The sequence below is a fragment of the Bradyrhizobium sp. CB1717 genome (assembly GCF_029714325.1).
GTDB lineage: Bacteria > Pseudomonadota > Alphaproteobacteria > Rhizobiales > Xanthobacteraceae > Bradyrhizobium.
Map to the genome: position 1 here is coordinate 4,351,521 of NZ_CP121666.1, position 12,793 is coordinate 4,364,313.

The window sequence follows — 12,793 nt, forward strand, 5'->3', positions numbered from 1 at the left end:
CGCTTCAGGCGCGCTTCTTCACGCTGGTCGCGACGCGGGTCGGGCGGGGCTTGGCCTGCGCGGCATGCTTGGGGGCGACAGGCGCCGCACGCGCCGTCCGGGCAGCGTGTGGCTTGACGGCCTTGCCCTTTGCAGCCTTGTCCTTGCCTGCGCGGGGCGTCTCGGCCGCCATGGCCATCCGCGTCGCGGCGCGCCGCGACAGGGTCGTGGAGAGCAGCACCTCGACCGAGCCCTCCGGAATCGAGAAGAGATCGTGGCCGGGCACGGGCAGGGTGGATGCGATATCCGTTTGCCCCTTGGTCCGGCGCGGCAGCAGCGGCTGGTGCTCGGTCTGCGCATTGAGGTCGGCCAGCGCGGGCGCCGGCAGCGTCCGGGTCTCGGTGAACACGAAATTCGGAACGGCCGGCCAGCGGGCGATCGGCGTCGTCTCGGTCGGCGGATGCAGCAGCCATTCCACCGGCGTGGTCGGCGTTGCCGGCCGGTCAGGGGTCGCCGGCACCACATGCACGATGCGATAGCCACGCGCCTTGAGGTCGCGGATGATTTTCGGCAGCGCTGCAACCGTCCGCGCCTGGATGTCGTGCAACAGCAGGATGCCCTTGCCCTTGGCCTCCAGCCGCTGGATCGCGAGCTGGTAGACGCGATCGGACGACACATGCCGCCAGTCGTCGGCCGGGAAATCGGCGCTCCAGACCTGGATGCCGCGCGAGATCAGATAGTTCTCGACACCCTCGGCGCGCATCAGGCCGGGAATGCGGAAGAACGGCGCGAGTTTTGACGGATCGGTCATCGCGGCCGAGGTCCACTCGATGCCGCCGTTGATCTCGGGCTCGTATTTCTCGACCGGCATCCGGTCGAACGTCAGCGGATGGCTCATGCTGTGGGTGCCGACGGTGTGTCCCGCCGCCACCAGCTTGCGCACGCCTTCCGGGTTCGCCTTGGCCTGCTGGCCGATGATGAAGAAGGTCGCCTTGATGCACTCGTCGTCGAGCATCTTGAGGACCTGGTTGGAATATTTCGGCAGCGGACCGTCGTCGAAGGTCAGGACGACCTCGTGGTCTTTCAGGGGCAGCGTCTCGCGGTACTGCATGGTGCCGATGCGCGGATGCTCGCGCGGATCGACCACGAGAGTGCGGGACGTCCCGAGCGCGTCCGGGTGGCCGGGGCAGTCGGCCGCATAGGCTGCCGGTGCGCCCACGGTCAGCAAACCCAGACACAGGACGATCCACGATCGCGTCCGAACCACAACGCTACTTCCGATCATGAATCCCGTCTGCCTCATGCGATTGCCGCCATAGTAGGTCGGAGACGCCTGGAAACGGTTCAGCCGCCATACCCTTGCATCATTGCATGCCGTAGCATGAACAGAGTGTTAATAGGGCCAAAATCACCCCATTTTGCGCCGCCGTGACATTCCAGCATCAGCGCGCATCGGCGCTTTTCTGTGACGTGCCCGCCGGGGCCACGTGAACCACCCGAAACCCGTTCTGCTTCAGATACCGCAGGAAGGCCGGCATGATCGCCGCCGTGCGCGCCTTCGGATCGTGGAAGAGGATGATACCCTTGCCGCTCGCAGCGAGGCGCTCGGTGACCAGCTTCAATTCCTGCTCCGGCGTCATCTCGTTCCAGTCGCTGGCCCAGAGATCGGCCCCGAACACGACGATGCCGCGCGATTGCAGCAGGTCGAGTTGTCCTTGCGTCGCTTCGAAATAGGGGAAGCGGAAGAACGGCGTCGAGGGCGTCGTCGTCGAGACCCCGTGCAGCGCCATCTCGTCGGCTGCGATGCCGCGGTCGATCTCGCTCCTGGCCTTGTCGAACGGGATCCGCGCCATGAATGGATGCGAGAAGGTGTGATGGCCGATGGTATGGCCTTCGCGCGCGATGCGCTTGACCATCTCGGGGTGCTCGGAGGCGTGCAGGCCGATCAGGAAGAACGTCGCGCGCACGCATTCCTGCGCCAGCGCCGCCAGCACCTTCGACGTCGTCGGCGGATGCGGGCCATCGTCGAAGGTCAGCACGACCTCGTGATCAGCCAGCGCCAGCGTCTGCGGGAAGCTCTTCAGGCCGACGCGCGGCGTGGCCTTGGCATCGACGCTCAGGATGCGCGACGTGCCGAGCGCGTCCTTGCGCGGGCACTCGGCGGCATTCGCCGAGCCCATGCCGGTGAGGGCCGCAAGGACCGCGCCCGCCGACATCGATGTCCATTTCCGCCGAAGCATCTTTGCCATTGCGCTTGCAGTTGCCTTGTGGGTATTGCCTGAACCATCAGCTCAGACCACTCGTTCCAACCTGTCAAACGGCGAGGCGCACCATGGATGAACATATGGACGGTGCCCCATCCGCCGCGGATTCGGTACTCGACCACGTGCCGATGCGCAATGAAGACGGCGAAATTCGGCACGAATTCGTCGAGGAAATCGCGCACGCGATCGAAGCCGGGGACAGCGCTGCGCTGCGGGCCTGCGTGGCCGAGCTGCACGAGGCCGACCTCGGCGACCTGATCGGCGCTCTCGCGCCCGACGACCGCGTCCGCCTGGTCGAGCTCACGGGGCGCGACTTCGACTTCTCGGCGCTGAACGAGGTCGACGAAGCCGTGCGCGAGGAGATCCTCGAGGAGCTGCCGCCGGAGACGGTCGCCGAAGGCGTCCGCGAGCTCGAATCCGACGACGCGGTCGAGCTGCTGGAGACCCTCGACCAGGACGAGCAGGAGGAGATCCTCGAGAAGCTGCCGCTGCAGGAGCGCGTCGCGCTCGAGCGCAGCCTGCTGTATCCGGAGAATTCCGCCGGCCGCCGCATGCAGACCGAGTTCATCGCCGTGCCCCAGGATTTCACCGTCGGGCAGGCGATCGACTACATGCGCGAGACGCCGGATCTGCCCGACCGCTTCTACGAGATCTACGTCGTCGACAAGGACCAGCATTGGCAGGGCGCGGTCCCGCTCGACGTGCTGTTGCGCGCGCGCCGCCCGGTGCCGCTCACCGAGCTGACCGACGAGGACCGCCGCCGCGTCTCCGTCCTGGAGGACCAGGAGGAGGTGGCGCGCATGTTCGGCAAGTACAATCTGGTCGCAGCTCCCGTGCTCGACACCCAGGACCGCCTCGTCGGCGTCATCACCGTCGACGACGTCGTCGACGTCATCGAGGAGGAGGCCGACGAGGACCTCAAGGCGCTCGGCGGCGTCACCAGCGACGAAGAGCTGTCGGACACGTTCCTCACCATCGCCCGCGGCCGTTTCAACTGGCTGCTGGTGAACCTCGCCACCGCGTTCCTGGCGTCGTCCGTGCTCGGCCTGTTCGAGGGGCAGCTCGAGAAGATGGTCGCGCTCGCGGTGCTGGCTCCGATCGTGGCGAGCCAGGGCGGCAATGCCGCGACCCAGACCATGACGGTCGCGGTGCGCGCGCTCGCGACCCGCGAGCTCGGCTCCTCCAACGCCTGGCGCGTGGTGCTGCGCGAGACGCTGGTCGGTCTCGTCAACGGCCTTGCCTTCGCCGTCATCACGGGCATCGCGGCGGTCGCCTGGTTCAAGATTCCCGGCCTCGGCATCGTCATCGGGCTCGCCATCATCTGCAACCTCGTCGCTGGCGCGCTCGGCGGCATCCTGATCCCGATGGCGCTCGAACGCGTCAGGGCCGACCCGGCGGTGGCGTCGGGCACCTTCGTCACCACGGTGACGGACGTGGTCGGCTTCTTCTCCTTCCTCGGGATTGCGACGCTCTGGTTCGGGTTGAAGTAGGCGGCGGTTTGGGGCGCCGCGCTCTCTGCACGTCATTGCGAGCGCAGCGAAGCAATCCAGAATCCCCGCGGTGGCAGTCTGGATTGCTTCGTCGCAAGAGCTCCTCGCAATGACGCGGGCGGGCAGCTGGGCCCCTCACTTTCATGCTCCGGGTACGCTGCGCCGCGTCCGGGGCACGAGACCTCCTATCTTTAATCCGAACTTAAGCGACCTGCCGCATCATCGCCTGCGCTTGGGGGAATGGACATGCGGTTGCGGCTGAAGGCGGACGGACGGATCGTCGAGTTGCGGGACGGACAGGAATTTCCGGTCCAGCCGGCAGCCAATGCCGCACCGAGCGAGGCCTCTTCGCTCGCGGTGCGCGACCTGCGGCGACGCGCCTGCCTGACCCAGATGGAGTTTGCCGCCAAGCTCGGCGTTCCCGTCGAGACCATCCGCAACTGGGAGCAGGGCAAGCGCGCCCCGCGCGGCCCGGCGCGCGCGCTGCTCGCGGTGATCGCGCACGCGCCCGACACCGTGTTCCAGGCGCTCGCCAAGGTCTGAGGCCTGACGTCAAGGCTTCGCGCGAACCTCCTGTTAGCATTGCCCTGAATATCCGTCCCGCTGGCACTGACGTCCGTTGGCAACCATCACGGGCAAGGTCCATAATGTCGGCCGGGGCTGCGTGACAGAGAGGATTCCTCATGCTGTTCGTCGAGGCCAATGGCGCAAGGATCCCGGCGATCGGGCTCGGGACCTGGGAACTGGAAGGGCGCACCTGCGCCCGTGTGGTCGAGCAGGCGCTGCGGCTCGGCTATCGCCACATCGACACCGCCCAGGTGTACGACAATGAGCGCGAGGTCGGCGACGGCTTGCGCGCCTCAGGCGTGCGCCGTGACGAGATCTTCCTGACCACCAAAGTCTGGACCAACCATTTCGCGCCCCACGACCTCGAGCGCTCGGTCAAGGAGAGCCTCGCGCGCCTGCGGCTTCCCTCAGTGGATCTGCTGCTGCTGCACTGGCCCAATCCGCACGTGCCGCTGTCGGAGACGCTTGGCGCGCTGTCGCATGCGAAGCGCATGGGGCTGACCCGCCACATCGGGGTCTCCAACTTCACGGTGGCGTTGATCGAGCAGGCGGTGGCGCTGTCATCAGAGCCGCTGGTCTGCAACCAGGTCGAATTCCATCCTTATCTCGACCAGGCGAAGGTGAGGGCGGCCTGCGACCAGCACGGCCTCGCACTGGTTGCCTACAGTCCCATTGCCAAGGGCCGCATCAAGTCCGACCAGACCCTCGTCGCCATCGGCCGCGCGCATCGCAAGACGCCGGCGCAAGTCTGCCTGCGCTGGCTGCTGCAACAGAATGTCGCTGCGATCCCGCGCACCTCGCGCGTCGAACGCCTGTCGGAGAATATCAATATCTTCGATTTCGAGCTCTCCGACGACGAGATGGTGCAGATCGCCGCGCTGGCCAGCCCCAGGGGCCGGCTGACCGATTTCGGCTTCGCGCCGAAATGGGATTGAGGGGAGACCGCGGTATGCTAACAGCAGGGCGGCAACCCAAGACCGGGCGATGGAACTGCGGAAGATCATACGGACGGACATTGCAGCGTCGGCGATCGCGCATCTGACGCTGGTGGCGTTGATCATCGTGATCAGCGAGGTCCATCCGTTTCGTAGCCAGGCGCCCGAGACCGTTTCGGTGGACATCGTCACGCCGGAGCAGGTGAAGCAGGAGGAGGCCAAGGCGGAGGAGAAGGCCAAGGAAGAGGCAAAGGAGAAGCCGCCGGAGCCGCTCCCCGACCTGAAGCTGCCGAAGCTGGATTTTACCGACAAGGCGGAAACGGCGTCGAAGCAGCAGGCCGCGTCGCAATCATCGCAGCAGAAGGCGTCGCCCGAGCCGGAGCAGAAACAGCCACAGCCGCAACCCTCACAGGCGCCGAAGCAACCTGAGGCGACCGCGCAGCCACAGGCCCAACAGCCACAGCCGACGCAACCGCAGCCTCAGCCGTCGCAACTGCCGCCGCCCCAGCCACTGCCGCAATCGCAGCCGGCACCGCAGTCGCCACAGGCGACGCAGCAGCCCCAAGCCGCGCCTCCGCCGGCCTATCAGGCGCCGGAGCCTGACGTCACCGTCAAGTATGGCGTCATGCTCGGGCTGCCGCCCGAACTGCCGACCGAGCTGCCGAAAGACGCTCCCAAGGACGATGGCGGCGACGCCAAGGATTCAATTGCAGCCAAGCTGCCGGCCGAAGTCATCGCGGCGCTTCGCCGTCATTTGAGAAGCTGCGCCAAGCTGCCGGCCGGGGTCGACCCGACCGACAACGTCCACATCAAGCTCCGCACGGTGTTCGCCACCGACGGTACGCGCCCGCCGATCCTGATCGAAGCCCCGCCATCCGCGAAGGGCGTGGCCATCGTGAAGTCCGCAACGAGCGCGCTGCAGGCTTGCCAACCCTACAAGATGTTGCCGGCCGACAAATACGAGGAATGGAAGGTGTTGGACCTGCCGTTCAGCCCGCGGGATTTCGGCGGGTAGCTCCATCGTAGCCCGTATCAGCGCAGCGTCGTCCGGACGACACGCCACCCGCGGTGGTTCGCGAGGCGGGGGGAAGGCGACGAGCATCGTGGCCTAGGGGCGCCCCGTGCGCGGCTTCAGCCATGCCATGATCACGCCATACGGCGTTCGCCGGCTGCGTGGCAGGCTGTGTCGTCCGGTTGCGCTAAGTGCAAAGGCGCCCACCTGTTCGGCGGACCGTCTCTGCTCGGGCGCAAGAGACATCCACTCGCGAATGACGGCGCGTCGTATCTTCGATTTCAGCATGGTCAGCTCTTCGAAGCGTTGTGGCGGACGTGCGCGTGCTCACGCCGCCTGCTGGATGGGGAGGGCTTGCGAACGTCGCGCCAGAAGGACGCTGCCGCAGGGATGCTCGGCGCCTTGCAGGACGACGAAGCCGCGCTTCGTCACTGCGGCACGAAGCGCTTCCTTCGCGACCGCCTTTTGCGCATCGAGCCAGATCACCAGAACGGCACGGGGGGTGAGGAAGTCGTCGAGCCAATGCATCGTCGCCTCGAGCGCGTGAAGCGTGCGCTTGCGCCAATCCACGAGCGCGACGTCATACTGACCGGCCGGAAGGCCGCAATTGCCTGCTGCCGCCGCGAGCAGATATCCGCGACGCTGCAGCTCCATCATCAATTCCATGCTCTTTGCGCCGACCACGACAATGCGCTGCCGCGTCGAGCAGTTCGCGATGGCCATCATCGGATCGATGATCCTGTCGCTGACTCCTGAGGTAGACATCATTCTCACCCAATTCGCTACGCCGCCCGAGTTTGCGCGGCGGAACGGATATGGTGCCGGGTCCAGTATGATTTCGAGATTGCCGCGATCGCGATTGCATAGGAGCGGTATAGGACTGGCCTGCACTGCGCGCGTCCGGCACTTATGCCGCGCCTAGAAACAGGCGATGCGATCCCCATCGAATTCGAATGCCGTCAGCGTCACGTTGTGGTGAGCGGGCGCCATCGCGCATTTGTCGGGAGATCAAGATGTCTGCCTATCGTGCACTGATCATAGGATTACACGACCGTCCAATAAGAATGATCCAGATGGATTGCGTCGACGATGAAGCCGCGATCAGCTCCGCGGAGCGGCTTGTCGACGGCCGCGACGTCGAGCTCTGGCAGATGGATCGGCCCGTGGCCAGGTTCGATTGCCGGTCGGGGACGATGCGCCGGAAGTAGGCCGGCATATAACGCGCCGACGGGGCGTGGACTGTCCTCTTGATTTAGAGGGTGGAGAGATCAAGCAAAGCTATTAGGCCACGAGGATGCGGAGGCGTGTCTGCAAGTTGAACTGGGAGCCGAACGAACGACGCTGCTTCCTCATACTCCGTCATTGCGAGCGCAGCGAAGCAATCCAGAATCCCACCGCGCAGAGACTCTGGATTGCTTCGCTGCGCTCGCAATGACGATGTGGAGGCAGTGAGTGCTTATCTCTCTCCGTCTCCCTGAGGTGCGCGCTCTGCGGCGCATCGCGCCGCTGAGCAAGCCTCGAAGGGCGACGGCCCGGCTGTATCGTGGCCGCTCATCCTTCTAGGCTCCCGATGGGACGCGCTGCGTCCCATCGCTCACACCTCAGGATGACGGAGCTAATACTGTGCTCGCGCTAGCGCCGGCTCCAATGACCGCGCTTCTTCATCGCCGTATCGCCATCCACCGCCTCCGGCGCCATCGCCGCCCAGGCGCTGGACGCGAACTGGCGCCGCCACGTCACGATCACCACCGCGGCCGTGGTCACGAACAGCACCCAGGGGCTGACGAACCAGCCGAGATAGCCGAGCGCGAAGAAGAAGGCGCGCTGACCGCGGTTGAAATGGCGGCCGGCGGATTCGAACACGCGCGAGGTGCGGATGACGTGGGCTTCGGCCGATGGCGTGTCGGCTTGCGAGGCCGGCGGCATGCCGCCAAACAGGATCGCGACATAGTTGAACAGGCGATAGGCCCAGGCGAACTTGAAGAAGGCGTAGACGCAGATCAGCACGAGGCCGACGCATTTCAGCTCCCACATCGCCGGCGAGGTGCTGAGGTCGATCGGCAGCTTGCTCAAAATCGTGATCGCATCATTCGTGGCGTGCAGCAGCGCCAGCGCGCCGCCGAGTGCGAACAGGCTGGTGGAGGCGAAGAAGGCGGTGCCGTTCTGGAGCGAGGCCATGATCTGCATGTCGACCATGCGCGTCTCGCGGTCGAGCAGGCGGCGCACCCAGACCTCGCGATAGCGGTTCATGCGCGCCGACAGGCTGTCGCGGCCATAGGCGGAGTGTTCCAGCGTCAGGGCATAGGCCAGCCATTCGATGATGAAGAAGCCGACCGCCGTGATGTCGACCCAGTGCCTGCTCATGTGTTGCTCCCTCGGGGATCGCAACGATTGCCACGCATGGCCGGGCGCAGCAACGATTGATTGGCGGCAGGTGATGGCGTTAAAAGCAGCTCGCTTCAAGACGTCTCGGGAAGGACTGGTGACATGGCAACGCTCAAGCTCGCGATCGGCAACAAGAACTACTCGTCATGGTCGATGCGGCCCTGGCTCGCGCTGCGCGCGAACGACATCCCATTCGTGGAGACCCTGATCCCGCTCTACACCGACAATCCCGCCGACAAGGAGCAGATCCTGTCCTTCAGCCGCGCCGGCAAGGTGCCCGTGCTGGTCGACGGCGACGTGACGGTGTGGGATTCGCTCGCCATCATCGAATACATCGCCGAGCGTTATCCGGAGAAGAAGCTGTGGCCCGACGACGCCGCGGCCCGCGCCCATGCCCGCTCGGTCTGCGCCGAGATGCATTCCGGCTTCGTGCCGCTGCGCAGCGAATGCGGCATGAACCTGCACCGGCCGATCCGTCCTGTGGCGCTGTCGGCCGATGCGAAGGCCAACGTCGCGCGCATCGAGGAGGTCTGGCGCGAGTGCCGGGCGCGTTATGGAGCCAAGGGACCGTCGCAGGGGCCGTTCCTGTTCGGCCGTTTCGGCGCGGCGGATGCGATGTATGCCCCGGTCGTGCACCGCTTCCGCACCTATGCGATCGACGTCGCGCCGGACACCAAGGCTTACATGGATACGATGATGGCGCTGCCGGCGTTCCAGGAATGGACCCGCGAGGGGATTGCCGAAACGCTTCTCATCGCGAAGTTCGAGGACGCGTGAGCATGATTGTGATTGAGCGCCGGCTTGACGGTATGTCTGACAGCGGCGCTCAATCACGGTGCAACGACGGCTTAGGAGAGGGCGCCATGGGAATCCTGGACTCGCTGGAAAACAATCCCGCGCTCCGCAGCGCACTTGGCCAGCTCGGTGCCGCCGTGCTGCCGACCGTGCTGAACGAAGTGCTCGGCAGCAACAACCAAGGCGGGCTCAGCGCGATCGTCGCAAAGCTCCAGCAGGCCGGCTTTGGCGACCAGGTCAAATCCTGGCTCGGCAACGGCCACAATTTGCCCATTTCGGCCGACCAGCTCCGCGCCGTGCTCGGCAACGACACCGTCCGCCAGCTCGCCGCCCGCTACAACATCCCGGTCGACCAGCTCGGCGAGATCCTGGCCCAGGAACTGCCCAAGGCTGTCGACCAGGCCAGCCCGCAGGGCCATCTGCCCCATACCGCGTAGGGCCTGGTTCCAGCGATATCAAAGGGGGCCGCGGTTCCCTGTTATCGTCCTGAAAAGACTTCAAAATTTGTGCATTCACCAGGCTTGCATGAGGCTGGTCAAAAACGCCGCATGCATGCTATACAGCACGCGGGTTTCCGGCCGGCCATCGCAGTGGGACCATGGGCGAGGCAGGCGTTGTTTGAGTAATGGAGAGGGTGTTGAAGCACAAATTCCCCGTTGGAACGCGCGTTCTGTTCACGGCCAGCAACGTCGCGCGCCCCGCTGCCAGCGGCTCGTACGAGGTCATCCGCCTGCTGCCGACGGAAGGCGACGACTGCCAGTACCGGATCAAAAGCTCGACGGAGGCGTTCGAACGGGTCGCCAAGGAAAGTCAGCTGGCGCTGTCCTGAAGCGCGGCCGACACCGGCCCATTGCCATCGCGGACGAATTTGCTCCGCTCGCCGTCAAAAGGCCCGCTTCGCCTTCGCAGGGTGGACCGGGGGCAGCTGCCGACTCGCGGTGCTCGCTTGACCATTCGCTCTTTGCTCGCGTGAGGGGACGTCGCGCATGAACTGGGCATCGGCCACTTCGCTCGACCAAATCTGGCGCTCGCCGGCCCTTCCGATGTGGATGACGCTGGTCGCGGCCGGATTCTTCGGGTTGATCCTGCTGATCACGCTGCTCCGCGCCGAGAGGTCGCTCGCCAACGGCGCGCTGACGGTCATCACGCTGCTGTCCATCGCGATCGCCGGGGCTGCCATGGTTCACGTCTATGGAACGGCGGGGCAGGACGCGCCGGCCGAGTCGCGCGCACAGGCCGCGGTCACCGCGAGCCTGCCGGCATTGTCCTGTCTCGACGGTCTCGCCGGTGATGCCGTGGCCGCGGGCTGCGAGAAGGCGCTGTTCGGCGCACCCGACACAGCGGCGGCGGCCGTTGCCTACACCGCGGCCAGGATCGACCGGCTCACCGCGCTCGGCGATGCCGCGACCGCCGACAAGAGCCTAACGCTCGACATGAAGGTGCTGCGCAAGTCGCTGGAGCGTGATCGCTACGGCCTCGTCGCGCAGGTGCTGGTCGCGCGCGACGGCTGCACGCAGTTCGATTGTGCCGCCTTCCGCTCGCTGACCGATCAGCAGCAGGTCGCCGCCAACATGGATTCCCATCTCTACGACACGCTGGTCGCACGCTATGCGCCGACCTGGAATGCCCCCGGGGCGGCGCCGTCGATGCCTGCCACCGCCACGCTCGCGGGGTTGCCGCCGTCGATGCCGACGGGCAAGCCGACCAATGCGGAGTTCCCGAGCGCCTCGTCGACGCCTCCGGTGAGCATCATGAATCCGGAGCCGCCCACTGCGGCGACGAAGCAGGCGGCGCCTGCCGCTGGCGCTGCGTCAGCAGCACCGCGCGCGCCGGCCGCGACCTCGGCGCAGGCTGCGGCACCCGCGGCACCTTCTGCCAAGAAGCCGCCGGCGCCGAAGGCCGCGCGTGCGCCCGCGGCAGCACCGGTTCCGCTCGCGCCGCCGGCTTCCGCGCCGGCTGCTCCGGCTGCGGATAACGAGTAGTTCGGCATTCCAAATGCGTGGCTGCCCGGCTAATGCTGGGGCATGCCACTCCATCTGATCAAGCTCGCCGTCGGCTGCGACTCCGTCAAGGAATTGAAGGAGTGGGTGGCCGAACGGATGCAGACCGCCAAGAAGAAAGGTCTGCCGCAACACCACATCCACATCACCCGCATGGTGCCCAAGCGTGACGCGGAGATCCTCGCCGGCGGATCGCTCTATTGGGTCATCAAGGGCGAGATCGCGGCACGCGAAAAGATCATCGGCATCGAGCCGTTCCGCGACAAGGACGGCATCGGACGCTGCCGCATCGTGATGCAGCCGAAGGTGATCTCGGTCTCGCCGCGGCCGATGCGCCCGTTCCAGGGCTGGCGCTATCTCACAGAGGATTCCGTGCCGGCCGATCTCGGCAAGTCTGCCGCCGGCTCCATTGCGGCCATGCCGGAGCCGATGCGGCGCGAGCTGCGCGATCTCGGGTTGCTCTAAACCGCGATATTGTCGATCAGCCGCGTCGTGCCGAGCTTGGCCGCGACCAGGATGCGCAGCGGCCCGTCCTTGCGCGAGGTGACCTCCGCCAGCGTCGCGGCATGGCGGGCCTCGTAATAGTCGAGCGCAAAGCCCGCCGCCTTGATCATCTCGGCCCCGCGCGCCATCGCGGGCGCGATGGCTTCGCCGCCGCGGATGCGGCCGGCGCTCTCCTTCATGGCGCGGTAGAGCGTGGTCGCGGTCTGCCGCTCCTCGGCCGAGAGGTAGACGTTGCGAGATGACATCGCGAGCCCGTCGCGCTCGCGCACGGTTCGGGAGCCGATCACCTTGACGCCGAGATCGAGGTCGCGCGCCATCTGCGTCACCACCCGCAACTGCTGAAAGTCCTTTTCGCCGAAGATCGCAACATCCGGCCGGCATTGCATGAACAGCTTGCCGACGACGGTGGCGACGCCGCCGAAGAAGTGCGGCCGGAAGCGGTCCTCGAGGCCGGCGAGCGCCGGCCCCTCGGGCACGATGCGGGTGGCAAAGCCTTCCGGGTACATCGCCTCGACGCCGGGATGCCAGACGATGTCGACATCCTCGGCCGCGAGCTTGGCGATGTCCGACTTCCAGGTGCGCGGATAGGCACCGAAGTCCTCGGTCGGAGCGAACTGGGTCGGATTGACGAAGATCGACACCACGACACGGCTGGCCCGCCGTTTGGCGAGACGCACCAGCGACACATGCCCGTCATGGAGCGCCCCCATGGTCGGGACCAGCGCGATCGTGGCCTTTCGCTTGCGAAGATTGTCGACGGTGCGCCGGAGCGCGGGGACCGTGCGGGCGATCAGGGGACTTGGCGACATCAGGACTCGACGGGGTTGCGAATCAGCGGGGAACGGCTCGGCGCCTGGGCCGG

14 protein-coding genes are annotated in these 12,793 nt (G+C 66.2%); 9 read left to right on the forward strand and 5 right to left on the reverse strand.

Going from position 1 to position 12,793, the window contains the following annotated elements:
- Positions 1 to 4 precede the first annotated feature (4 nt).
- Both QA649_RS20720 and QA649_RS20725 read right to left on the reverse strand, forming a co-directional pair.
- The gene (locus QA649_RS20720; protein ID WP_283025791.1) at positions 5 to 1,264 is read right to left on the reverse strand and encodes a polysaccharide deacetylase family protein; all 1,260 of its coding nucleotides are present in this window, start codon (positions 1,262 to 1,264) and stop codon (positions 5 to 7) included.
- A gap of 157 nt (positions 1,265 to 1,421) precedes the next feature.
- Positions 1,422 to 2,195: a polysaccharide deacetylase family protein gene (locus QA649_RS20725; protein WP_283026060.1), complete on the reverse strand. Its 774-nt coding sequence runs from the start codon at positions 2,193 to 2,195 to the stop codon at positions 1,422 to 1,424.
- Between the two features lie 116 nt (positions 2,196 to 2,311).
- Between QA649_RS20725 and mgtE the strand changes: the two genes are divergently transcribed.
- The 4 genes from mgtE to QA649_RS20745 all read left to right on the forward strand — a co-directional run bounded on the left by mgtE (position 2,312) and on the right by QA649_RS20745 (position 6,250).
- The gene (gene mgtE, locus QA649_RS20730) at positions 2,312 to 3,733 is read left to right on the forward strand and encodes a magnesium transporter (RefSeq protein WP_283025792.1); all 1,422 of its coding nucleotides are present in this window, start codon (positions 2,312 to 2,314) and stop codon (positions 3,731 to 3,733) included.
- A gap of 240 nt (positions 3,734 to 3,973) precedes the next feature.
- Positions 3,974 to 4,276 carry a helix-turn-helix domain-containing protein gene (locus tag QA649_RS20735; RefSeq protein WP_283025793.1) on the forward strand — a complete coding sequence of 101 codons (303 nt, stop codon included), beginning with the start codon at positions 3,974 to 3,976 and terminating at the stop codon, positions 4,274 to 4,276.
- Between the two features lie 140 nt (positions 4,277 to 4,416).
- The gene (locus QA649_RS20740; protein ID WP_283025794.1) at positions 4,417 to 5,235 is read left to right on the forward strand and encodes an aldo/keto reductase; all 819 of its coding nucleotides are present in this window, start codon (positions 4,417 to 4,419) and stop codon (positions 5,233 to 5,235) included.
- A 49-nt stretch (positions 5,236 to 5,284) separates the two neighbouring features.
- Positions 5,285 to 6,250: a hypothetical protein gene (locus QA649_RS20745; protein WP_283025795.1), complete on the forward strand. Its 966-nt coding sequence runs from the start codon at positions 5,285 to 5,287 to the stop codon at positions 6,248 to 6,250.
- Between the two features lie 324 nt (positions 6,251 to 6,574).
- Here QA649_RS20745 and QA649_RS20750 read toward each other — a convergent pair whose 3' ends face one another.
- Together QA649_RS20750 and QA649_RS20755 are read right to left on the reverse strand one after the other, a co-directional pair.
- On the reverse strand, positions 6,575 to 7,012 hold the full coding sequence (locus QA649_RS20750; RefSeq protein ID WP_283025796.1) for a hypothetical protein: 438 nt from the start codon (positions 7,010 to 7,012) through the stop codon (positions 6,575 to 6,577).
- 867 nt (positions 7,013 to 7,879) lie between these two features.
- Positions 7,880 to 8,611, reverse strand: a complete 732-nt coding sequence (locus tag QA649_RS20755; protein WP_283025797.1) for a DUF599 domain-containing protein — start codon at positions 8,609 to 8,611, stop codon at positions 7,880 to 7,882.
- 123 nt (positions 8,612 to 8,734) lie between these two features.
- On the opposite strand from QA649_RS20755, the gene QA649_RS20760 reads away from it, so the two are divergent.
- From QA649_RS20760 to QA649_RS20780, 5 genes are all read left to right on the forward strand, one after another.
- The gene (locus QA649_RS20760; RefSeq protein ID WP_283025798.1) at positions 8,735 to 9,409 is read left to right on the forward strand and encodes a glutathione S-transferase family protein; all 675 of its coding nucleotides are present in this window, start codon (positions 8,735 to 8,737) and stop codon (positions 9,407 to 9,409) included.
- Positions 9,410 to 9,495: 86 nt separating this feature from the next.
- On the forward strand, positions 9,496 to 9,864 hold the full coding sequence (locus QA649_RS20765; protein ID WP_283025799.1) for a YidB family protein: 369 nt from the start codon (positions 9,496 to 9,498) through the stop codon (positions 9,862 to 9,864).
- Positions 9,865 to 10,052: 188 nt separating this feature from the next.
- On the forward strand, positions 10,053 to 10,256 hold the full coding sequence (locus QA649_RS20770) for a hypothetical protein (RefSeq protein WP_018647393.1): 204 nt from the start codon (positions 10,053 to 10,055) through the stop codon (positions 10,254 to 10,256).
- A 157-nt stretch (positions 10,257 to 10,413) separates the two neighbouring features.
- Positions 10,414 to 11,409: a hypothetical protein gene (locus QA649_RS20775; RefSeq protein WP_283025800.1), complete on the forward strand. Its 996-nt coding sequence runs from the start codon at positions 10,414 to 10,416 to the stop codon at positions 11,407 to 11,409.
- Between the two features lie 42 nt (positions 11,410 to 11,451).
- Positions 11,452 to 11,892 carry a DUF1489 domain-containing protein gene (locus QA649_RS20780; RefSeq protein WP_018647395.1) on the forward strand — a complete coding sequence of 147 codons (441 nt, stop codon included), beginning with the start codon at positions 11,452 to 11,454 and terminating at the stop codon, positions 11,890 to 11,892.
- Here QA649_RS20780 and panC read toward each other — a convergent pair.
- Positions 11,889 to 12,740, reverse strand: a complete 852-nt coding sequence (panC, locus tag QA649_RS20785) for a pantoate--beta-alanine ligase (protein WP_283025801.1) — start codon at positions 12,738 to 12,740, stop codon at positions 11,889 to 11,891. The two genes, QA649_RS20780 and panC, sit on opposite strands and share 4 nt — an antisense overlap.
- Between the last annotated feature and the right edge of the window lie 53 nt (positions 12,741 to 12,793).

Excerpts from the sequence above, each read along its gene's own strand:
- QA649_RS20720 (WP_283025791.1), bottom strand. The coding sequence starts at position 1,264 with ATGATCGGAAGTAGCGTTGTGGTTCGGACGCGATCGTGGATCGTCCTG.
- QA649_RS20725 (WP_283026060.1), bottom strand. The coding sequence starts at position 2,195 with ATGTCGGCGGGCGCGGTCCTTGCGGCCCTCACCGGCATGGGCTCGGCG.
- mgtE (WP_283025792.1), top strand. The coding sequence starts at position 2,312 with ATGGATGAACATATGGACGGTGCCCCATCCGCCGCGGATTCGGTACTC.
- QA649_RS20735 (WP_283025793.1), top strand. The coding sequence starts at position 3,974 with ATGGACATGCGGTTGCGGCTGAAGGCGGACGGACGGATCGTCGAGTTG.
- QA649_RS20740 (WP_283025794.1), top strand. The coding sequence starts at position 4,417 with ATGCTGTTCGTCGAGGCCAATGGCGCAAGGATCCCGGCGATCGGGCTC.
- QA649_RS20745 (WP_283025795.1), top strand. The coding sequence starts at position 5,285 with ATGGAACTGCGGAAGATCATACGGACGGACATTGCAGCGTCGGCGATC.
- QA649_RS20750 (WP_283025796.1), bottom strand. The coding sequence starts at position 7,012 with ATGTCTACCTCAGGAGTCAGCGACAGGATCATCGATCCGATGATGGCC.
- QA649_RS20755 (WP_283025797.1), bottom strand. The coding sequence starts at position 8,611 with ATGAGCAGGCACTGGGTCGACATCACGGCGGTCGGCTTCTTCATCATC.
- QA649_RS20760 (WP_283025798.1), top strand. The coding sequence starts at position 8,735 with ATGGCAACGCTCAAGCTCGCGATCGGCAACAAGAACTACTCGTCATGG.
- QA649_RS20765 (WP_283025799.1), top strand. The coding sequence starts at position 9,496 with ATGGGAATCCTGGACTCGCTGGAAAACAATCCCGCGCTCCGCAGCGCA.
- QA649_RS20770 (WP_018647393.1), top strand. The coding sequence starts at position 10,053 with ATGGAGAGGGTGTTGAAGCACAAATTCCCCGTTGGAACGCGCGTTCTG.
- QA649_RS20775 (WP_283025800.1), top strand. The coding sequence starts at position 10,414 with ATGAACTGGGCATCGGCCACTTCGCTCGACCAAATCTGGCGCTCGCCG.
- QA649_RS20780 (WP_018647395.1), top strand. The coding sequence starts at position 11,452 with ATGCCACTCCATCTGATCAAGCTCGCCGTCGGCTGCGACTCCGTCAAG.
- panC (WP_283025801.1), bottom strand. The coding sequence starts at position 12,740 with ATGTCGCCAAGTCCCCTGATCGCCCGCACGGTCCCCGCGCTCCGGCGC.